The following is a 21,814-nucleotide window of genomic DNA, read 5'->3' as shown; positions in this document are numbered from 1 at the left end:
ACTGATTTAATCGGTGGGGTTTTAAAATTCATAAGAAAACCTCATAAGAAAAAGAAAGAAAACATTGTGAAAAACATAATTAACTTTACTGAAAAGTCTTGTAAATAAGTATAGGAAAGCGGTTAAAAAACTTGCACTTTGTGAAATTTTATTATATGATTGAGGATGTAAAACGATTTTGTGGAGGAAAATATGGTTAAACTTTCTAAAGAAAAATATTTGGAAATGTATTTGAAAATGCAACGTATCAGAGAATTTGATATGCGTATAAATAAGTTAGTGCGTCGTGGCTTTGTACAAGGGATGACTCACTTTTCTGTTGGTGAAGAAGCAGCTAGTGTTGGTAGTGTTGCTCACCTTTCTTATGATGATATTATTTTTTCAAATCACCGTGGTCATGGACAATCTATTGCTAAGGATATGGATTTGAATGGTATGATGGCTGAATTAGCAGGTAAAGTAACTGGTGTGTCTAAGGGTCGCGGAGGCTCAATGCACTTGGCTGATTTTGAAAAAGGAAACTATGGTACCAATGGTATTGTTGGTGGTGGTTATGCTTTAGCAGTTGGTGCAGCATTGACACAACAATACAATGGAACTGACAATATTGTTGTTGCTTATTCTGGTGATGGTGCGACAAATGAAGGTTCATTTCATGAGTCAGTAAATATGGCAGCAACATGGAAATTACCGGTTATTTTCTTTATTATCAATAACGGTTATGGTATTTCTATGAATATCAAAAAAGCAACCAACACACCTCACCTATATACACGTGCTGAAGCTTACGGTATCCCAGGTTACTATGTAGAAGATGGTAACGATGTTATGGCTGTTTATGAAACAATGGAAAAAGCAGTGAAACATGTTCGTGGTGGCAATGGTCCAGCGATTGTTGAAGTTGTTTCATATCGTTGGTTCGGACACTCAACAGCTGATGCTGGAGCATACCGTTCAAAAGAAGAAGTTAATGAGTGGAAGAAAAAAGATCCCCTTCTTAAATACCGTGACTTCCTAATTAAAAAGAAAATTGCTACAGCTAAAAAACTTGATAGTATTGATGCTGATGTGGTTAAAGAAGTTGATGCAGCTTATGAGTTTGCACAAAATAGCCCAGATCCAGAACTTTCTGTAGCTTTTGAAGATGTTTGGGTAGACTAAGGAAAGGAAGAGGAGAAATTAATAATGACTGAAACTAAAGTAATGGCTTTACGTGAAGCAGTTAACCTTGCAATGACTGAGGAAATGCGTAAAGATGACACTATTTTCTTAATGGGTGAAGATGTCGGTATTTATGGAGGCGACTTTGGAACTTCTGTAGGAATGTATGAAGAATTTGGTGAAAAACGTGTCAGAGACACTCCAATTTCTGAAGCTGCAATTGCAGGTTCAGCAGTTGGTGCCGCAATCACAGGCTTACGTCCTATTGTTGACTTAACCTTCATGGATTTCTTGACAATCGCTATGGATGCTATTGTTAACAATGGTGCTAAAAACAACTACATGTTTGGTGGTGGGCTTAAAACACCTGTAACCTTTAGAGTGGCTTCAGGTTCTGGTATTGGATCAGCTGCTCAACACTCACAATCTCTTGAGGCTTGGTTAACTCACATCCCAGGGATTAAAGTAGTTGCACCAGGAAATGCTAATGATGCTAAAGGCCTATTAAAATCTGCGATTAGAGACAATAATATGGTTCTTTTCATGGAGCCTAAAGCACTTTATGGTAAAAAAGAAGAAGTTAGCTTGGACCCTGATTTTTATATTCCACTTGGTAAAGGTGAGATTAAACGTGAGGGTAAAGATTTAACCATTGTTTCTTACGGTCGTATGTTAGAGAGAGTTCTAAAAGCTGCTGAAGAAGTAGCTGAAGATGGTATCAACGTTGAAGTAGTTGACCCAAGAACACTTATTCCACTTGATAAAGAACTCATTATTGACTCTGTTAAAAAGACAGGTAAATTAATGCTTGTTAATGATGCTTATAAAACAGGTGGCTTTATCGGAGAAATTGCAACCGTTATAACAGAAAGTGAAGCTTTTGATTATCTTGATCATCCAATTGTACGTTTGGCAAGTGAAGATGTTCCTGTTCCTTATGCACGTGTTCTTGAACAGGCAATACTTCCAGATGTTGAAAAAATTAAAGCAGCTATTTATAAAATGGTTAATAAGGGATTGTAATTTAAGATTTTCATACTCGTTATTATAGAAAATTTAATCACACTCTCATAAACGAATTGTTGTTTGCTAATGACTGTTAGTTGCTTAGTTAACAATAATGATATAAGAATAGAGAGAAAAGATGATGGCAACACCATCTCTTTTCTACGTTTATATTTTATTTGAAAGGAATTTTATGGCTGTCGAAATTATAATGCCCAAACTCGGGGTTGATATGCAAGAAGGCGAAATCCTCGAGTGGAAAAAACAAGAAGGTGATATGGTTAATGAGGGAGATATTCTTCTTGAAATCATGTCAGATAAAACAAATATGGAGCTTGAGGCAGAAGATTCTGGTATCTTATTAAAAATTGTCCGTGGCAATGGTGAGACTGTTCCAGTTACTGAAGTTATCGGCTATCTTGGTGCAGAAGGCGAATCTGTTGACAATCTTTCTGCTCCTTCAACTGAGTCTAAAGAAGCTCCGCAAGAAGTTGCAAAAGCACCAGAAACACCTGTTCAAGCGGCTCCTCAAGTTGCTGTTTCTGCCCCTCAAGGAAATAAAGGAAAAGTGAGAGCAACTCCAGCAGCCCGCAAAGCAGCTAAAGAGTTAGGTATTGATTTAGGACAAGTCCCTGGTACAGGACCATTTGGTCGCGTGCACAAGGATGATGTTGAAAACTTCAAAGGTGCTCAACCTAAAGCAACCCCTCTTGCTAAGAAAATTGCTGAAGATAAAGGTCTTGATTTATCTACCATTACCGGTTCAGGTTACAATGGTAAGATTATGAAAGAAGACGTCATGGCTGTTCTTAATGCAGCTAAGCCAGCAGCAGAAACTGCTCAAGCGGCTAAACCAGCTGAAGAAGCTGTGAAAGAATTGCCAGAGGGCGTTGAAGTTATCAAGATGACTGCAATGCGTAAGGCTATTTCTAAAGGTATGACGCATTCTTATCTTACTGCACCAACCTTTACGCTTAACTATGATGTTGATATGACAGAAATGATGGCACTTCGTAAGAAGTTAATCGACCCAATCATGGCTAAAACAGGTAATAAAGTAACCTTTACTGACCTACTTGGTATGGCTGTTGTTAAAACATTGATGAAACCTGAACATAGTTATCTTAATGCTTCACTCATCAATGATGCTACTGAGATTGAACTCCATCGTTTTGTTAACCTAGGAATTGCGGTAGGATTAGATGGTGGACTTATTGTACCAGTTGTTAAAGGTGCAGATAAGATGACAATTTCTGATTTTGTTATCGCTTCAAAAGATGTGATTAAAAAAGCACAGTCTGGTAAATTGAAAGCGGCTGAAATGTCAGGCTCTACATTCTCAATTACTAACCTTGGAATGTTTGGAACTAAATCATTTAACCCAATTATCAATCAACCAAACTCAGCTATCTTAGGAATTTCAGCAACCGTTCCAACACCTGTAGTTGTTGATGGCGAAGTTGTTGTTCGTCCAATCATGGCATTGAGTTTAACGATTGACCACCGTCTTGTTGATGGTATGAATGGTGCTAAATTCATGGTTGATCTTAAGAACCTCATTGAAAACCCATTTGAATTATTGATCTGATGACATCAGGTTTTCATAAAATAGATAATAAATCACTATTTAATTATTGAAATAAAAAGGAGATAATAATGGCAATTGAAGTGATCATGCCCAAACTCGGTGTTGATATGCAAGAAGGTGAAATCCTCGAGTGGAAAAAACAAGAAGGTGATGAAGTCAAAGAAGGTGACATCCTTCTAGAAATCATGTCTGATAAAACAAATATGGAAATTGAAGCGGAAGATTCTGGTGTTCTCATCAAGATTGTTCATGGAGATGGTGCAACTGTTCCTGTCACAGAAGTCATTGCTTACTTGGGTGAAGCTGGTGAAACTGTTGATGCTGGAACAGCAACTGTTAAAGAAGCAACCAAAGAACTTGAAGCTGCTGGCCTAGAGGTGCCTAAAGCCCCTGCTCAAGAAGTGGCACAAGCACCAAAAGCTGCATTAGCAGATGATGAGTATGATATTGTTGTTGTTGGTGGTGGCCCTGCAGGATATTATGCTGCTATTCGTGGTGCTCAACTTGGTGGTAAAATCGCTATTGTTGAAAAATCAGAATTTGGTGGTACCTGCTTAAACAAAGGATGTATCCCAACAAAAACTTATCTTAAAAATGCTGAAATCTTAGAAGGTTTGAAAATTGCTGCCGGCCGTGGTATCAACCTAGCATCAACAAACTACACCATTGATATGGATAAAACCGTTGATTTTAAAAACTCAGTGGTTAAGAAATTAACAAGTGGTGTTGGTGGCTTGTTAAAAGCTAATAAAGTGACTATGTTTAATGGTTTAGCTAAAGTTAATCCAGATAAGACTGTTGTGATTGGTAGCCAAACCATCAAAGGTCGCAACATCATCTTAGCAACTGGTTCAAAAGTTTCTCGTATTAATATTCCAGGAATTGATTCTAAACATGTGTTGACATCTGATGATATTCTTGATCTTCGTGAAATTCCAAAATCATTAGCTGTTATTGGTGGTGGTGTTGTCGGAGTTGAGCTTGGATTAGTCTTTGCATCATATGGAACAGAAGTCACTGTTGTTGAAATGGCTGACCGTATCATTCCTGCTATGGACCGTGAAATTTCTCTTGAATTACAAAAAATCCTTTCTAAGAAAGGTATGAAATTCATGACGTCAGTATCATTGGAAGAAATTGTTGAAGCTAATAATCAATTGACCCTTAAAGTAAGTGGCCAAGAAGTTGTTGTTGATAAAGCCCTTCTTTCAATTGGACGTGTACCACAATTAAATGGACTTGAAGATCTTAACCTTGAGTTAGATAGAGGCCGTATTAAAGTTAATGAATACCAAGAAACATCTATTCCAGGTATCTATGCACCAGGTGATGTGAATGGTCAAAAAATGTTGGCACATGCTGCTTACCGTATGGGTGAAGTGGCTGCTGAAAATGCAATGCGTGGTAACACTCGTAAAGCGAACCTTGCTTACACACCTGCAGCTGTTTATACACATCCAGAAGTAGCTATCTGTGGTTTAACAGAAGAGCAAGCGCGTGAACAATATGGCGATATCTTAATTGGTAGAAACAGCTTTACTGGAAATGGACGTGCGATTGCTTCAAATGAAGACCATGGTTTTGTTAAAGTAATAGCTGATGCTAAATATCATGAAATCTTGGGTGTTCACATTGTTGGACCATCTGCAGCTGAAATGATTAATGAAGCATCAACCATCATGGAATCTGAATTAACAGTTGATGAAGTAGCGCTTTCTATTCATGGACATCCTACTTTCTCAGAAGTGATGTATGAAGCCTTCATGGATGTTTTAGGTGAAGCTATCCATAATCCACCAAGACGTAAATAATACTTGTAAAAGATAAATCTTAGGTTGTCTAAGATTTGTCTTTTCTTAGTTCTATCATTATCATAAGGTAAGGAGTTACAAATGAAATATATTGTCAACAATAGCAATGACCCAGCTTTTAATATTGCCTTAGAAGCCTATGCTTTTAGAGAATTAATGGATGAGGATGAAATTTTTATTCTCTGGATAAATGAGCCTGCCATTATTATCGGTAGACACCAAAATGCCATTGAAGAAATTAATAAAGAATATACTGATGAACATGGTATCAAAGTGGTTCGTCGTCTGTCAGGTGGTGGGGCTGTTTATCATGATTTAAATAATCTTAACTACACCATTATTTCTTCAAAATCAGGAGAAGAAGGCGCTTTTGACTTCAAAAAATTCTCAGCTCCAGTTATCGAAACATTAGCAGATATGGGTGTTAAAGCTGAGTTTACAGGTCGTAATGACTTGGAAATTAATGGTAAAAAATTCGGTGGTAACGCTCAAGCATACTACAAAGGACGTATGATGCACCATGGTGCTTTACTTTTTGATGTTGATTTATCAGTTTTAGCAAGTGCCCTCAAAGTGAGCAAGGATAAAATTGAATCAAAAGGGATTAAATCAGTGCGTGCACGTGTGACTAACATTTTAAGTGAATTACCTAAAAAAATCACTGTTACTGAATTTAAAGATGCCCTCTTAGAGCAAATGAAAAAAACACATCCTGATATGACAGAATATGTTTTATCAGATGAAGAATTGGCTCATATTAAAAAGTCAGCAGAAGAAACTTTTGGGACATGGGATTGGACGTATGGTAAAGCACCAGAATATACCATTTCTCGTAATGTTCGCTATCCAGCTGGTAAGATTACTACTTATGCCAATGTTGACAAGTCAATCATTAAATCGATTAAAATTTACGGTGACTTCTTTGGAATTAAAGATGTTAGTGAAATTGAAGAATTGTTAGTTGGTGTTCCTTATGAATACCCTGCAGTTCTTGAAAAATTAAAAACCATCGATACAACTGCTTATTTCTCACGTATGACAGTAGAAGAAGTCGCAAAAGCTATCGTGGCTTAATAAGTCTTTAACAGGAGAAGATATACTCTTCTCCTGTTTTGTTTATAAATTATCTATCAAAGGAGTTTAATATGTATCAAACAAAAATTATTGGTGATCGTCTTTTTCATGTTAAATCAGAAGGCTATGGGGACTCTGTAGAGTTATTTGGTGTCAAACAACAAGGAGAAACGCCAATGAGTCTTGTTAATATTGCCTTAGGGTCATGTATTACCATGTGTGTGCAAGGGTATTTTAAAAAACACCATCAATTAAACGAGGTACCAATTGAAGTGTCTTCCTCTTATGAAGATGATCATTTCAGCTTAACAGTGGCTATTCATCATTCATATAATCAAGAAGAATCAGGAGCCATCCTAGCTTATATTGATGACTACTGTCGTGTTAAAAAACTTTTGCGTGATGACGTTAAGGTTGCTATTTCTCTTTTAGAAACCACTCAATAGAATTTGAGGATTGTGTTGGAAGATAATTATTTTGCTAGAAAAATAAAAATGGTTTACATCTCTGTATATTTATGTTACTATTAATAACGAATTTAAGGAAAGGAGTACAAAGTCATGAACAAATTATGGATTGCTATGATGTTAGATAATAATAAACTCCTTTCTGACCTGAAAATGTAGTGTTTTTTAAACGCACTATCAAAGGCTCATGGTAGGAGTTGTTCTACTATGGGTCTTTTTGTATTTTTATAATCTTTTTAGGCTGTTTTAGGCTAGCTGTCGTATAGTCATTACTCGATTGAAAGGATGCCTATAAAAAGATGAGGTCAAAAGAAAGAGGAAAACGTGATGTTTCAACTAATCTATCATTTTATTATGAAAAAGAAGTGGCGTTACTTGCTGATTGTGACGGCTCTTGTTATTTATGATGTGAGTCTGGTTATTCCAACTAAAATCATTGAGCAGGTTGTCGATTTGATGACAAAAGGGCAACTCACCTCGCAACTATTAGTTAACAATGCCATTTATTTAATCTTTGTTACTGTTATTTCTTATGTGACAGCTTATATTTGGGCGCGTTACTTGTTCCAATCCTCTGTCGAATTTCGTTTGAATCTACAAAAACAGGCATTTCAAAAATTATTGAAGATGAGAACACCTTTTTTTGACAAGTTTCGTTCTGGAGATGTGATGACGCGCTTTACAACCGATTCAGAAGGACTCAAAGAACTCGTTGGTTTTGGTCTCATGGTTGTTTTTTATGCTGGTGGCACAGTTCTTTTTGTGATTCCTGTCATGTTTTTTATTTCATGGTCAGTTAGTCTTTTTGCTATTATTCCCCTACTCTTGTTAGCAGGGTGTATCTACTTTTTGGGGAAAAAACAAGATGTTTTAGTTGAAAAAAATCGTAACGCCATTGCCAGTCTAAGCGATGAAGTCTTAGAAGTCATTGAAGGTATTCGTGTGATTCGAGCGTATAGTAAAAAAGAAGATTTGTTCAAAAAATTTCAAGCGAGCACACAAAAATTAGCTAGACAAGATGATTACGTTAGACGCTACCAATCTGCATATGGTCCCTTATTTTTCTTCTTTTTAGGGATTTCAACGGTGATTATTCTTTTGATGGGAGCAAATGGCATCCAAGATGGGACCCTAACCTTGGGTCAAATTATTGCTCTTCAGATCTACGCTTCATCTTTAGTTGAGCCATTTTGGATGTTGGCAGAATTTATTTTAACCTATCAAGTTGGTAAAACGTCTTTTGAAAAAATTAATGAATTGTTAGTAACTGGTGATGAACTTGAAAAAGACGGGAAGATTATCTTAACAAAACCAGAAGAGATAGTGTTTGATCATTATTCGTTTACTTACCCAAATGGTTCAAACCAAAGTCTATCTGATATTAGTTTACGTATTAAAGCGGGAGAAACTCTTGGTGTTGTTGGTAAAACAGGTTCTGGGAAGACGACTTTTGTGCGTCAGTTTCTAAGACAATACCCAGTAGGACAGGGTGTTTTTAATATCAATCAAAGACCAGTCGTTGACTATCAAAAAACGTCTATCGAAGATGCCATTAGTTATGTACCACAAGAGCACATTTTGTTTTCAAAATCTGTTGGTGACAATATTGCTGTGGGAAATGCTGATGCTAGTCAAGAAGATATTTTAAAAGCTATTGAGACAGCAGCCTTTACTGACGATTTAAACCGCATGTCCAAAGGACTTGAAACTGCTATTGGTGAAAAAGGTGTTTCGATATCAGGGGGTCAAAAACAACGCATCTCAATTGCTAGAGCCTTCTTAAAGAATCCAGATATTCTCATCTTAGATGATTCCTTGTCAGCTGTTGATGCTAAAACTGAGCAAGCTATCATTGATAATATTCAAAAAGAGCGACAAGAAAAAACAACCATCATTGTGACTCACAGGCTATCAGCTGTTAACCATGCTGATTGGGTGATTGTTTTAGAGGAAGGTAAGATTGTTGAGGCAGGAAAACCTGCCGATTTAATTGCTAACAAGGGTTGGTATTATGAGCAATACTTACGCCAACAAACGAAGGAAGATTAATTCCAGTCAAAACACATGTTTCATGAGCCATTAAGGAGGTGTGAAATGATGACCAACGAAAAAGTACTTTTAGCAGGAGCTACAGGATATCTGGGAAGATTTGTAATGCAGGAGCTGATAAAAAGAGGCTATCCAACTAAAATCATTGTGAGGAATAAAAATAAAGTTAACCTGATAGCAGAAACCCTTGAAATCGTTGAAGCGCAAGTAACAAGTCCTGAGGATCTAAAAGGTATTTGCGAGGATGTTGATATCGTGATTAGTACAGTTGGTATTACGCGTCAAAAAGATGGATTAACCTATATGGATGTTGACTATCAGGCAAACGCAAACCTAATCAATGACGCTAAAAAAAGTGGTGTCAAAAAGTTTATCTATGTTTCGGTTTTTAAAGGTGAACAGCTGAGACATTTAAAAATTTGTGAAGCCAAAGAAAAATTAGGTGATTATTTAAAAGCCTCAGGCTTAGATTACACCATTATCAGAGCAAATGGATTTTTCTCAGATATGGCGGAATTTCTCAACATGGCAAAAAACGGGACAGTGTATTTGTTTGGAGATGGCACATTAAAACTCAATCCAATTCACGGAAAAGATTTAGCCATTGTGGTCGTTGATTCTATCGTAAATGATGAAAAAGAATTAGCTATCGGCGGTCCTGAGCTACTTTCGCAAAACGAAATGGCAGTATTAGCATTAAAGGCGTATCACAAAAAAATCAGGATAGTGCACTTACCGGATTTTTTAAGAAGATTTACTCTTAGTGCCATTAGGACGTTTACTGGTCAAAAGATCTATGGCCCATTAGAATTTATAATGACGACCATGGCGATGGATATGTCTGCTCCAAAATTTGGCACTGAAAAATTAGAAGATTTTTTTAACCAAGAAGTCAAAAATAGAAAAAACGAGAGATGATCAACTAGAAAAAGATGGTCAGTTGGTCTTAAAATCAGAAGTAATAGTGTTTGAATCTTGTTTGTTTATTTATCAAATGGTTCAAACCAAAGTTTGACAGAAGTTAGTTTAAGCATTAAATCAAGAGAAACTTTCGCTAGTGTTGGTAAACCAGTAGATTTGATGGCTAAAAAAGGTTGATATTATGAATAATATCTATGCCAACAAACGAAGGAGGATTAATTTTGAGTGTTATTTTATCATTAGTAAAAGAATTAAAAGCAGTTAAAAAAATTTTTGGTTTGGGGATGATTTTGCTCTTAATGTCGTCTCTTTTACAGCAAGTGTCACCACTCATTGTACGAAGAATTATTGATGGCCCTTTGAGTGATTTATCTAAAGGGTTGCCACTCAATCAAGCCTTGCTGTTAAGATATCTATCTTTATTTGTGACCTTAATGGTTGTTTATAGCATCGGTTATTATGTGTCAACTCGTCTTTTGATGCATTCTGCTAATAAAACAGCTGCCTTTTTACGTGAAAGAGCCTACCGAGTGATGCAACGACTCCCTATTTCCTACTTTGATGATAAGCCGGCAGGGAAAATCGCTACTCGGATTGTTAATGATACAGAAACCATTAGAACACAGTTCTATGCTAATCTTTTATCTAATCTTGTTCGTGCGAGTTTGAGAATTACAATTATTTATGGGATTGTCTTTTTCTTAGATTGGAAGCTGGGACTATTTTTACTCTTGCTACTCCCTATTTTTTATTACTGGCAACTTCTTTATAATCGTATTACGGAAAAGCCGATTTCTAATTTTTATGAAGCTAGAAGTGAAATCAACACGCAAGTGAATGAAACGATGAATGGTTCTGTTGTGATTCAACTGTACCATCAGGAAAAACGGATCATGAACGACTTTCTTCAGTTATCAGAGAAAATGCGTCAATCAGAAAACAAAGCTATTTTGATTGATAGTTCGCTTTCTTGGAACTTGATGGAAATGTTAAAAAATTTTGTGATTGCTGGAACCCTAACGATTGTTGGTTATCAATTTTTAGCCAATAATTCACTAATCACACCAGGTAGACTATTTATCTACATCAATTATGTTTCTATCTTGTTTGATATGATGGGAAATTTAGTACGAAGTTTGCCAAATCTTAAACGGTCATTAACCACGGGAAAACGCCTGTTAGAACTCTTAGACGAACCGCTTGAAGATGATTCAGACAAAGAACTTACCATTGCTGTTGGTGATGTGGTTTTTGACAACGTTTCTTTTTCATATGAAGCTGATAAAAAAGTTTTAAAAAACATTGCTATCCATGCTAAAGCAGGTCAGACAGTTGCTCTAGTTGGTCATACAGGTTCAGGAAAATCTTCCATTATGAATCTGTTATATCGCTTTTATGATCCACAAGAAGGTCGAATCATGATTGATGGTCAAGATACCAGAGAGTTTTCAAGAGAGAGTCTTCGTAGTCATATGGGGATTGTTCTTCAAGACCCTTATATTTTTTCAGGGACGATTGCTAGTAATGTGGCCATGAATAATCCTGTTTTTTCTGATGAAGAGATTATGACAGCTCTTAAGCGTGTTGGTGCTAGTGACATGATAGCGCGATTAAAAAATGGCATTCATGAAAAAGTGGTTGAAAAAGGAGCAGCCTTTTCTAGTGGCGAAAGACAATTGATTGCTTTTGCAAGAACTCTGCTTGTTGATCCAAAAATTCTTATTTTAGATGAGGCGACGTCTCATATTGATACAGAAACCGAAGAGATTATCCAAAAAGCCATGGCAGTTGTGAAAGAAGGTCGAACAACCTTTATTATTGCTCATCGCCTGTCAACCATTCAAGATGCTGATCAGATATTGGTTTTAGATAATGGTGAAATTGTTGAACAAGGAACCCATCAAGAATTAATGGCTAAAAATGGTCGTTATGCTCAGATGCAAGACATTCAAAAAACGATTGCTTAATAAAAAAAACCTTTGGCTTTGTTAGTTTGTTTCTAACAAGGTCAAAGGTTTTTGTTGTTTTAGTGACTAATCTAATAGGAGTAGTCCTTCTTTTCTTTCAAATGGATTTTTAGAGTTGATACGGTCATAGAAAAGCACACCATTAATATGGTCAATTTCATGTTGGACAACAATGGCATTATAGCCTTTTAATTTTAGTTTGTGTTTTTCATTATTTTTATCATAGTATTCAATGGTGATGCGTGAATGACGAACCACATAACCTTCTACAGTACGGTCAACAGATAGACAACCTTCGCCTTCAGCTAAAGCAGCATCTTGAACAGAGTGTGATAAGATTTTTGGATTATACATGACTTCCTCTAAAGAATAGGCTTCTTTTGGTGGATTGCCTTCTGGGTCTTCAGGATTTGGTACTAAAACAGCAATAATACGTTTTGAAATATCAATTTGTGGTGCTGCTAAACCAACACCTGCACGCAGTTTCATTTTTTCAGCCATTACAGGATCTTGTGAGTGTTTTAAAAATTGCATCATTTTTTCACCAAGTCTGATGTCCTCATCAGAAAGTGGTAAGGTCACTTCTTTAGCTTTGGCACGAAGAGTAGGATTTCCTTCTCTGATGATATCGTCCATATCAATGAGATGACCAGCACGAATTAATTTTTCTTGAACAGACATGAGTATTCCTCGATTTCTAAATCTAATTTCATGTCTAACTATATCATAAAAAAAACAAGAAATAAAGTGGCACTATTTGACAAAAGGGAGTCTCTTTTGATACAATGAATGATGTCCAAAGGACACACCAACTTTTTCTTGGTTTTAGGTCTGCCAAAACCTATGACTCGGATAAAGCATAAAAAGGAGAAAAATAATGGCAATTTCAAAAGAGAAAAAAAATGAAATTATCGCACAATACGCTCGTCATGAAGGTGACACAGGTAGTGTTGAAGTTCAAGTGGCAGTATTAACATGGGAAATCAACCACTTAAACGAACATATTAAAGTTCATAAAAAAGATAACGCTACTTACCGTGGATTGATGAAAAAAATCGGTCACCGTCGTAACTTATTAGCGTACTTACGTCGCACTGACGTTAACCGTTACCGTGAATTAATCGGTTCATTAGGTCTTCGTCGTTAATCAAGACTGTCAAAAGAAAAGTTCCCTCTGGGAGCTTTTTTCTTTTTTAGAAAATGAAAACATCTGAAAAACAGTAGCTAAGACGTTTTTTATTTTATCTCATTTGTGGTAAAATAAAAGGGATACATGATTGATACAAAGATGAGGTTATTTCTAGAGAAGTAGGCTGATTTTTGTAGCAAACGATGTATCAAATAATAAATAGATTCAAGGAGTTTTTATGTCAAAACAAGTGTTTAAAACAACTTTTGCTGGGCGACCTTTAGTGGTTGAAATTGGTCAGGTGGCAAAACAAGCCAATGGGGCTGTCGTTGTTCGTTATGGTGAAACAACGGTCTTAACCGCAGCAACCATGTCTAAAAAAATGGCAACTGGTGATTTTTTCCCACTTCAAGTCAATTATGAAGAAAAAATGTATGCTGCTGGGAAATACCCAGGCGGATTCAATAAACGTGAAGGCCGTCCAAGTACCAATGCAACTCTAACCGCACGTTTGATTGACCGTCCGATTCGTCCAATGTTTGCAGAAGGTTTTAGAAATGAAGTGCAAGTGATTAACACAGTACTTTCATACGATGCTAATGCATCTGCACCTATGGCTGCAATGTTTGGGTCATCACTCTCATTATCCGTTTCTGATATTCCATTTGATGGTCCAATCGCAGGGGTTCAAGTGGCTTATGTAGATGGTAAATACATTATTAACCCAACACAAGAAGAACAAGAGGCTTCTTCATTAGACCTCATTGTGGCAGGAACTAAACACGCCATTAACATGGTTGAGTCTGGTGCCAAAGAATTAACCGAAGATATCATGTTGGAAGCTCTTCTACTTGGTCATGATGCGATTAAAGAATTGATTGCCTTCCAAGAAGAGATTGTTGCCCAAGTTGGTAAGGAAAAAGCAGAGGTTGAACTTCTCCAAGTCGATAAAGACTTGCAAGCAGAAATTATTGCTCAATACAATACACAATTACAAAAAGCCGTACAAGTTGAAGAAAAATTAGCGCGTGAAGCAGCAACAGAAGCCGTCAAAGAAGAAGTTAAAGCTGTTTACGAAGAAAAATATGCTGATGATGAGGATCTTGCAACCATTATGCGTGATGTGGCTGAGATTTTAGAGCAGATGGAACACGCAGAAGTGCGTCGCTTGATCACAGAAGATAAAATTCGTCCTGATGGTCGTCGTGTTGATGAGATTCGCCAACTAGATGCTGAAATTGATTTCTTACCACAAGTTCATGGTTCAGGTTTATTTACACGTGGGCAAACACAAGCCTTGTCTGTTTTAACCTTGGCACCACTTGGTGAAACACAATTGGTTGATGGTCTTGATGACGTGTACAAAAAACGCTTCATGCATCACTATAATTTCCCACAATACTCTGTTGGTGAAACAGGCCGTTACGGGGCACCTGGTCGTCGTGAGATTGGTCATGGGGCGCTAGGGGAACGTGCGCTTGAACAAGTGTTACCAAGTTATGAGGATTTCCCTTATGCCATTCGTTTGGTGGCAGAAGTCTTAGAATCAAATGGTTCTAGCTCACAAGCCTCAATCTGTGCGGGTACGCTTGCTCTTATGGCTGGTGGTGTACCGATTAAAGCGCCAGTAGCAGGAATTGCTATGGGCTTAATTTCTGATGGCAATAACTACACTATTTTAACAGACATCCAAGGCTTAGAAGATCACTTTGGTGATATGGACTTTAAAGTGGCTGGGACAAGAGAAGGGATTACAGCCCTTCAAATGGATATCAAGATAGCAGGAATTACGCCTCAAATCTTGGAAGAAGCACTAGCCCAAGCGAAAAAAGCACGTTTTGAAATTCTTGATGTCATTCATGACACTATTTCTGGACCTCGTCCAGAATTGGCACCTACCGCACCAAAAATTGATACCATTCAAATTGATGTCGATAAAATTAAAATTGTCATCGGTAAAGGCGGTGAAACCATCGATAAGATTATCGCTGAAACAGGCGTTAAGATTGATATTGACGAAGAAGGTATGGTTTCTATCTACTCAAGCGATCAAGAAGCGATTAATCGTACCAAAGAAATTATTGCTAACCTAGTACGTGAAGCAAAAGTTGGTGATGTCTATGAAGCTAAAGTCGTTAGAATTGAAAAATTCGGTGCCTTTGTGAATCTCTTTGATAAGACTGACGCCCTTGTTCATATTTCAGAAATGGCTTGGGCAAGAACTAACAAGGTTGAAGATTTAGTGGCTATAGGGGATACGGTTTCTGTCAAAGTCATTAAAGTGGATGACAAGGGACGTGTTGATGCGTCAATGAAGGCACTTTTGCCAAGACCACCAAGACCTGAGAAAAAAGAACGTAAAGAAGAAAAACATGACAAACAAGACAAATAATAACATTATGGCAGAAATTGATAAACGCTTGCGCGCTTTTATCAACGCACCGGATAATTTTTTAGATAGCATTGCTTTTGTGAATAGCCTTCACCAAAGCCCTGTTTGGGCGAGTGAAGCACCTTATGCTATTGAGGTTGATGGTAAAAAAGTAACACCAGTATTTACTGATGAGAAGGATTTGGACGCTTTTAAAGCTATTCAAGAAAGTGCTCAAAGTCAACATTGGATTCTTCGCTCAAGTTTGGAAATTTTAGAAGAAGTACTTGTTAATAAATTATATGGTCTTATCTTTAACTTAAAAAAGACAGGTGATTTTGGTAACACTACAACTTTTAAAAGTGGAGAATTAGTCACATTTATTAATTATTTCACAACTATTTTGAACCGATTGATGAATGAAGATAATCAAAAAGCAGAGAAATTGGAAAAATACTATCTCATCCCATCATTTTCTTTGACAAAAGAAGATGATAAAAAGAGACTATTTCCAACCATGACAAACCCTGATGGTGATATTTATATCCCTGTCTTTTCTAACTTGGAAAGTTTTGCTCGCTGGTATAATCATGAGAAGTTTGGTCTACGGTTTAGAGAAGCTAAAGGCACTATGTTAGCTTGGCAATTGAACGAATTAAGACACCCACAATCAGGAGAAAATGAGATACTACCCTCAAAAGGGATTGTGATTAATCCTTTTGATGAGGAGATGGAGATGCTCTCTTGGGAACAGTTACCTTAAAGAGACGATAAAGGAGTTATATGGGTTGGTGGAAAGAAACCATTGCTATTGTTAAAAAAAATGATCCCGCAGCAAGAAGTACCCTTGAAATTTTACTGACTTATCCAGGGGTTAAGGCACTTGCTGCTCACCAAGTATCCCATTTCTTGTGGGAACATGGTTTTAAGTTAATAGCAAGAATGCATAGCCAATTTTGGCGCTTTTTAACACAAATTGAGATTCATCCAGGAGCCCAGATTGCTTCTGGTGTCTTCATTGACCACGGGAGTGGCCTAGTGATAGGAGAGACAGCCATCGTTGAAACAGGAGTCCTTCTTTATCACGGTGTGACACTTGGGGGTACGGGGAAAGAATGTGGTAAAAGACATCCTACGGTGAGACGTGGTGCTTTAATATCTGCTCACTCGCAGCTGATTGGTCCTATCGAAATCGGTGAATATGCTAAAGTCGGTGCATCGGCTGTTGTTTTAAAGGATGTCCCAGCAGGTATAACCGTTGTTGGTATTCCGGCGAAGCCAACAAAAAGTAAGGGGAAAGAATGATTAAAATTTATGACACGATGACAAGAAGCCTTCGGGAGTTTCAACCGATAGAAGAAAAGACGGTGAGAATGTATGTCTGTGGGCCAACGGTTTATAATTATATTCATATCGGTAATGCTAGAAGCACCGTTGCTTTTGATACCATTCGTCGTTACTTCGAGTATCGTGGTTATCAAGTGAACTACATTTCAAACTTTACCGATGTTGATGATAAAATCATCAAGGCTGGGATTGAGTTGGAGATGACTCCTAAAGAAGTGGCAGATACTTTTATCGCAGCTTTTAAAGAAGACACTGGTAAACTTTTTGTCAAACCTGCCACCAATCATCCGCGCGTGATGGACTACATTCCAAACATCATCAACTTCATCACTGTTTTATTGGAGAAAGGCTATGCCTATGAGGCTTCTGGTGATGTCTACTATAGGGTGACTAAATTTAAAGACTATGGTAAGTTGGCAAACAAAACCTTAGCTGACTTAGAAGCAGGTGCAAGTGGCCGTGTGGATGACGAGAGGGCACTTAAAGAAAATCCTCTTGATTTTGCCCTATGGAAATCAGCCAAAGAGGGTGAAATTTCTTGGGATAGTCCGTGGGGTGCTGGTCGCCCTGGTTGGCATATTGAGTGTTCTGTTATGTCAACGGAATTGCTAGGTGATACCATTGATATTCATGCTGGTGGTGCAGACCTTGAGTTTCCTCACCACACTAATGAAATCGCTCAGTCTGAAGCTAAAACAGGTCAAACCTTTGCCAATTACTGGATGCACAACGGGTTTGTCAATGTTGACAATGAAAAAATGTCTAAGTCTTTAGGCAATTTTGTCACTGTTCATGACATGTTAAAAACGGTTGATGGTCAAGTGCTTCGTTTCTTTTTGGCAACACAGCACTATCGTAAACCGATTAATTTTACTGAAAAAGCGATTCATGATGCAGACGTTAACCTCAAATACCTTAAAAATGCTTATTCACAATCCTTCAAAGAGACTGTGGATGAGAAGCGTTTAAATGACTTTGTCAGCCAGTTTACTACAGCCATGGATGATGATTTTAACGCTGCTAATGGGATTACCGTTATCTTTGAGTTGGCTAAATGGATTAATTCAGGGAACTATAATCAAGCTGTTAAGACTGTTTTTTCTGACTTGTTAGCTGTTTTTGGTATTTTCTTTGATGACGAAGAAGACATTCTTGATGAAGCGATTGAAAAACTCATTGAAGAACGCCAACAAGCTAGAGAGAACCGAGATTTTGCTACAGCTGATCGTATTAGAGATGATTTAGCCAAAAAAGGGATTAAATTATTAGATACCAAAGATGGTGTGAGGTGGACGCGTGCTTGATGTTAACTTGATTAACGGGATTGCTCTGGCTTTTGAGGGGGATGCGGTTTATTCGATGTATGTGCGTAGACATCTCATCATGACAGGGCAAACCAAGCCCAATCAACTGCACCGAATGGCGACACATTACGTGTCAGCTAAGGCTCAAGCCATGCTAATCAATAAACTGATTGATGAAAAGTTGTTGACGGACAAGGAAGAAGATATCTATCGTCGTGGCCGTAATGCGACCAGCAACACCAAGGCTAAAAATACCGATGTTATTACGTATCGGATGTCAACTGGCTTTGAAGCGGTAATTGGCTATCTTCATATGACCGAACAAGTTGAGCGTCTGGAAGAATTAATCGCTTGGTGTTTTAAAGTTGTCGAAGAATCATAAAAAAGACAAGGAAACTTGTCTTTTTTTGTTATAATGAAGGTATGGAAAATAATGATATAGTATATGGCGTTCATGCCGTAATTGAGAGTTTACAGGCAAATACGGGCAACAAGCTTTATGTGCAGGATGATTTGCGTGGCAAAAATGTTGATAAAATTAAGGCTCTAGCAACTGAAAAAAAGGTGTCTATTTCTTGGACGTCTAAAAAAGCTTTATCTGAGATGACGCAAGGAGCTGTTCATCAAGGGTTTGTTTTGAGGGTGTCTGCTTATGCCTATTCTGAATTAGAAGACATTTTGGCTAAAGCTAGTCAGGAGGAGAATCCTCTCATCCTTATTTTGGATGGTTTAAATGATCCTCATAATTTTGGTTCTATTTTAAGAACGGCTGATGCCACTCAAGTTTGTGGTGTGATTATCCCTAAACATCGTGCGGTTGGGGTGACACCTGTTGTTGCGAAAACCTCTACAGGTGCGATTGAACACCTCCCGATTGCGCGGGTGACTAATCTCAATCAGACAGTTGATAAGCTAAAAGAAGCTGGTTTCTGGATTTTTGGAACTGATATGGATGGCACGCCATCAACCAAGTGGAACACTTCAGGAAAGCTTGCCTTGATTATCGGCAATGAAGGCAAAGGTATTTCTGCCAACCTGAAAAAACAAGTGGATGAGATGATAACCATTCCCATGGGTGGACACGTGCAAAGCCTCAATGCCAGTGTGGCGGCTGCCATTCTCATGTATGAGGTTTATCGTCATCGCTTGTAAACAAACGATGTGTGTTGATAAGGATGGACCAAAAAATAAAAATAATAATCCGTTATTAGAGAGTAAGAGGAAGTGCTATGAAACGACTAATTTCGTGCTATGCGAGTGATTTTGAAAAGATGACGAAAGACGACTTCAAACAGGCCATTAAAAGCAGTGAGGGGCGTACTATTTTGGGTGAGACTATCGTGACGGCTGCGCCCTTGATTGATGGGGTGACTAATGCCGAGATGATGGCGAGTTTTGGCGCTGATCTGCTCGTGCTCAATGAGTTTGATGTCTTCACCCAATACATCAATGGTTTTTATGACACGCTAAATCCGATTGCTGAACTCAAGCGCTTGACGGGTCGTCCTATTGGGATTAACCTTGAGCCTGTTGATGAGAATGTGACTGTCGTTGATGAGAAAATCAGTCTTCCCAAAGGGCGTTTAGCGACCAAAGAGACCTTTATCAAAGCCCAAGAGTTAGGCGTTGATTTTCTTTTGTTGACGGGCAATCCTTCTACCGGAGTCTCCTTAAAGGCGATTAAAGAAGCGATTAGTATAGCTAGAGAGTCCTTTAACGGCTTAATTTTTGCGGGCAAAATGCACGGTGCCGGTGTTGGAGAGGCTGTTGTAGATGGTGATGTTTTGTCTGACTTTATCACAGCTGGCGCTGATGGTGTTTTAGTGCCTAGTGTTGGTACGGTGCCTGGTGTGAGAGAGCATGAGTTGGCACCAATCGTTGACCGTATCAAAGCAATGGGTGGTCTTGTCATGAGTACCATTGGTACTAGCCAAGAAAGTGCTGATGAAGCGACCATTCGTGAATTTGCTCTCAGCAACAAGCGCGTGGGTAGTGATATCCACCATATTGGTGATGCCGGCTATGGTCGTATGCCAATCCCAGAAAACATCCTCGCTTTAAGCATTGCGGTACGTGGCAGACGTCATACCTACTTTAGAATGGGACAGTCTGTGAGACGCTAAGGCTAAATTGCTGAGATAAAAACTAATGATATCAGTGTTAGAGGCTAGGTTTTACCTAGTCTTTTTAATGTGGTCAATGCAATAAAATGTATACTATATTTGACATAATGATTGTTATATCATATAATAGAAATAAGTTTAGGAGGTTTAAAATATGACTGGAATGCTAATAATCATTGTGTTGTTATGTTTCTTTGGGGCTTATTTGAAATATACCAAAGCCTTTAAACGTTATGATGAACGTCAAATACTTGAACAATACAAGGCCTATAAGTTGAGTTTTTTTACTGTAATGGTCATTTTACTTGCTATTATTGTTCTTTCAATAGTTACTGGGGTGAGACTCTCTGTTGAATTACTCTTTCTGCCGTTTTCGCTAGGAATTATTGTCTATTCCAATTATAGTATTTGGCAGGATGCTTATTTTGATCTTAATGATAAAAACCAAGTTTATTTTGCTATTTCTTCTTTATTTCTCTCACTTTTACATCTTTACTCTGTTTTAAGAAGTCTTTGGGAAATTCCTAAAATTTTAAATTTTCTCTTCTTTTTTAGTATCGGGATAACAACCTTGGTAAAAATCATTAAAGAAAAAAAGGAAAAAACGAATCGTTAGGTGTTTGAAGGAAAATCTTAGTTTATTAGAAATAAATCGTTGATGAGAAAAGGAAATAAAATGTTGAAAGATAAAAAGATAACAAAAATGGATGAACGACAAGAACAAATTTTGTTTAGAAGTTATCAACTTGGCTTTTGGACTATGGTCTTGACACTTATGATTTCATTTTGGTTCATTCGCTTAGCAGTAGTTGTTCATGCTGGCAAGGATTTGATTTTACTAGCCCTATTAGTTGGGATTACCGTTCAGGTTGTTTATGCGACAATACACGATGCTTCCATTTTTGTTGATAAACGCTTTGGTAAAAATGGCTATCTTGTTGGTGGTTTACTCTTGTTCTTTGGTATAATAACTCTTATCTATACGATTTGGGAGACGGTGCAGGTAAATGGGAATGTCTTACGCTTTTTGAGTGAGAATGATACTTCTTTAATGATCCTAGGTTTTGCACAAGTAGTTATAGGAAGTAGTATTTTGTATCGCCTGTATTTGAATGATAGAGAGAATAAAGCATGAAGAATTTAAAACTAAAATCAGCACGGGTTGCTAAAGACTTGTCGCAACAAGCCTTGGCTGATCTTGTTGGTGTGTCAAGGCAAACCATTGTTGCTATCGAAAAAGGGGGCTATAATCCTACGATTAAGCTTTGTATTGAGATTTGTAAGGCGCTTGATAAAACCCTTGACGATTTGTTTTGGGAAGAATGAGAGAAATTAAAAATAAAAAGGAAAAGAAGGGCTAAAGTACTTGACTTTACCCCTCTTTTTTTGATATGATTATAAGCGGTATTGTTTACCCCATTTCGTAAGCCCCGGAAAGCTTTTGAAATAACCCGTGGACCGGAACATCCACATTGTAAACATAAACGATTTGTATAG

General features: G+C 37.6%; 19 protein-coding genes and 3 pseudogenes. 21 read left to right on the top strand and 1 reads right to left on the bottom strand.

The window, feature by feature from the left end; all coding sequences use genetic code 11:
- Positions 1–192: 192 nt before the first annotated feature.
- From JHK64_RS06425 to JHK64_RS06385, 10 genes and pseudogenes are all read left to right on the top strand, one after another.
- Positions 193–1,161 carry a thiamine pyrophosphate-dependent dehydrogenase E1 component subunit alpha gene (locus JHK64_RS06425; RefSeq protein WP_199568180.1) on the top strand — a complete coding sequence of 323 codons (969 nt, stop codon included), beginning with the start codon at positions 193–195 and terminating at the stop codon, positions 1,159–1,161.
- A 24-nt stretch (positions 1,162–1,185) separates the two neighbouring features.
- Positions 1,186–2,184: an alpha-ketoacid dehydrogenase subunit beta gene (locus tag JHK64_RS06420; RefSeq protein WP_199568179.1), complete on the top strand. Its 999-nt coding sequence runs from the start codon at positions 1,186–1,188 to the stop codon at positions 2,182–2,184.
- A 175-nt stretch (positions 2,185–2,359) separates the two neighbouring features.
- Positions 2,360–2,617: pseudogene (locus JHK64_RS07605) on the top strand (biotin/lipoyl-containing protein); the annotation flags it as partial.
- 69 nt (positions 2,618–2,686) lie between these two features.
- A pseudogene (locus JHK64_RS06415) lies at positions 2,687–3,754 on the top strand (dihydrolipoamide acetyltransferase); the annotation flags it as partial.
- Positions 3,755–3,822: 68 nt separating this feature from the next.
- A complete protein-coding gene (lpdA, locus tag JHK64_RS06410; protein ID WP_199568177.1) occupies positions 3,823–5,565 on the top strand; it encodes a dihydrolipoyl dehydrogenase in 1,743 nt (580 codons plus the stop codon).
- Positions 5,566–5,646: 81 nt separating this feature from the next.
- Positions 5,647–6,639, top strand: a complete 993-nt coding sequence (gene lplA / locus JHK64_RS06405) for a lipoate--protein ligase (protein ID WP_199568176.1) — start codon at positions 5,647–5,649, stop codon at positions 6,637–6,639.
- Between the two features lie 71 nt (positions 6,640–6,710).
- The gene (locus JHK64_RS06400; RefSeq protein WP_199568175.1) at positions 6,711–7,085 is read left to right on the top strand and encodes an OsmC family protein; all 375 of its coding nucleotides are present in this window, start codon (positions 6,711–6,713) and stop codon (positions 7,083–7,085) included.
- A 348-nt stretch (positions 7,086–7,433) separates the two neighbouring features.
- The gene (locus JHK64_RS06395) at positions 7,434–9,155 is read left to right on the top strand and encodes an ABC transporter ATP-binding protein (protein WP_199568174.1); all 1,722 of its coding nucleotides are present in this window, start codon (positions 7,434–7,436) and stop codon (positions 9,153–9,155) included.
- 45 nt (positions 9,156–9,200) lie between these two features.
- Positions 9,201–10,073: an SDR family oxidoreductase gene (locus JHK64_RS06390; RefSeq protein WP_199568173.1), complete on the top strand. Its 873-nt coding sequence runs from the start codon at positions 9,201–9,203 to the stop codon at positions 10,071–10,073.
- Between the two features lie 224 nt (positions 10,074–10,297).
- Positions 10,298–12,043 carry an ABC transporter ATP-binding protein gene (locus JHK64_RS06385; RefSeq protein ID WP_199568185.1) on the top strand — a complete coding sequence of 582 codons (1,746 nt, stop codon included), beginning with the start codon at positions 10,298–10,300 and terminating at the stop codon, positions 12,041–12,043.
- A gap of 66 nt (positions 12,044–12,109) precedes the next feature.
- Here JHK64_RS06385 and def read toward each other — a convergent pair whose 3' ends face one another.
- The gene (gene def / locus JHK64_RS06380; RefSeq protein WP_199568172.1) at positions 12,110–12,724 is read right to left on the bottom strand and encodes a peptide deformylase; all 615 of its coding nucleotides are present in this window, start codon (positions 12,722–12,724) and stop codon (positions 12,110–12,112) included.
- A 196-nt stretch (positions 12,725–12,920) separates the two neighbouring features.
- Here def and rpsO point away from each other — a divergent pair, with 196 nt between their 5' ends.
- The 11 genes and pseudogenes from rpsO to JHK64_RS06325 all read left to right on the top strand — a co-directional run bounded on the left by rpsO (position 12,921) and on the right by JHK64_RS06325 (position 21,643).
- The gene (rpsO, locus tag JHK64_RS06375) at positions 12,921–13,190 is read left to right on the top strand and encodes a 30S ribosomal protein S15 (RefSeq protein ID WP_199568171.1); all 270 of its coding nucleotides are present in this window, start codon (positions 12,921–12,923) and stop codon (positions 13,188–13,190) included.
- Positions 13,191–13,410: 220 nt separating this feature from the next.
- Positions 13,411–15,564 carry a polyribonucleotide nucleotidyltransferase gene (pnp, locus tag JHK64_RS06370; protein ID WP_199568170.1) on the top strand — a complete coding sequence of 718 codons (2,154 nt, stop codon included), beginning with the start codon at positions 13,411–13,413 and terminating at the stop codon, positions 15,562–15,564.
- The gene (locus tag JHK64_RS06365; protein ID WP_199568169.1) at positions 15,545–16,306 is read left to right on the top strand and encodes an SseB family protein; all 762 of its coding nucleotides are present in this window, start codon (positions 15,545–15,547) and stop codon (positions 16,304–16,306) included. The genes pnp and JHK64_RS06365 overlap by 20 nt, the downstream gene beginning before the upstream one ends.
- Before the next feature lie 20 nt (positions 16,307–16,326).
- Positions 16,327–16,845: pseudogene (cysE, locus tag JHK64_RS06360) on the top strand (serine O-acetyltransferase); the annotation flags it as partial.
- Positions 16,845–18,194: a cysteine--tRNA ligase gene (gene cysS / locus JHK64_RS06355; protein WP_199568167.1), complete on the top strand. Its 1,350-nt coding sequence runs from the start codon at positions 16,845–16,847 to the stop codon at positions 18,192–18,194. The pseudogene cysE and the gene cysS, both read left to right, overlap by 1 nt.
- Positions 18,187–18,576: a Mini-ribonuclease 3 gene (locus JHK64_RS06350; protein ID WP_199568166.1), complete on the top strand. Its 390-nt coding sequence runs from the start codon at positions 18,187–18,189 to the stop codon at positions 18,574–18,576. Before cysS ends, JHK64_RS06350 begins: the two co-directional genes overlap by 8 nt.
- A gap of 41 nt (positions 18,577–18,617) precedes the next feature.
- The gene (rlmB, locus tag JHK64_RS06345) at positions 18,618–19,346 is read left to right on the top strand and encodes a 23S rRNA (guanosine(2251)-2'-O)-methyltransferase RlmB (RefSeq protein ID WP_199568165.1); all 729 of its coding nucleotides are present in this window, start codon (positions 18,618–18,620) and stop codon (positions 19,344–19,346) included.
- A gap of 77 nt (positions 19,347–19,423) precedes the next feature.
- A complete protein-coding gene (locus JHK64_RS06340) occupies positions 19,424–20,317 on the top strand; it encodes a DUF7916 family protein (RefSeq protein WP_199568164.1) in 894 nt (297 codons plus the stop codon).
- 154 nt (positions 20,318–20,471) lie between these two features.
- On the top strand, positions 20,472–20,933 hold the full coding sequence (locus JHK64_RS06335) for a hypothetical protein (RefSeq protein ID WP_199568163.1): 462 nt from the start codon (positions 20,472–20,474) through the stop codon (positions 20,931–20,933).
- A 60-nt stretch (positions 20,934–20,993) separates the two neighbouring features.
- Complete coding sequence (locus tag JHK64_RS06330; RefSeq protein WP_199568162.1) at positions 20,994–21,452, top strand: hypothetical protein; 459 nt, start codon at positions 20,994–20,996, stop codon at positions 21,450–21,452.
- Positions 21,449–21,643, top strand: coding sequence for a helix-turn-helix transcriptional regulator (locus JHK64_RS06325; RefSeq protein ID WP_199568161.1), 195 nt, complete (start codon positions 21,449–21,451; stop codon positions 21,641–21,643). Before JHK64_RS06330 ends, JHK64_RS06325 begins: the two co-directional genes overlap by 4 nt.
- Positions 21,644–21,814: the final 171 nt, after the last annotated feature.

This window comes from Streptococcus zalophi, assembly GCF_016481285.1.
In the GTDB taxonomy this organism is placed as follows: domain Bacteria; phylum Bacillota; class Bacilli; order Lactobacillales; family Streptococcaceae; genus Streptococcus; species Streptococcus zalophi.
The sequence above is the reverse complement of the archived record's forward strand: the minus strand, read 5'-3'. Positions and strand labels throughout refer to the sequence as shown.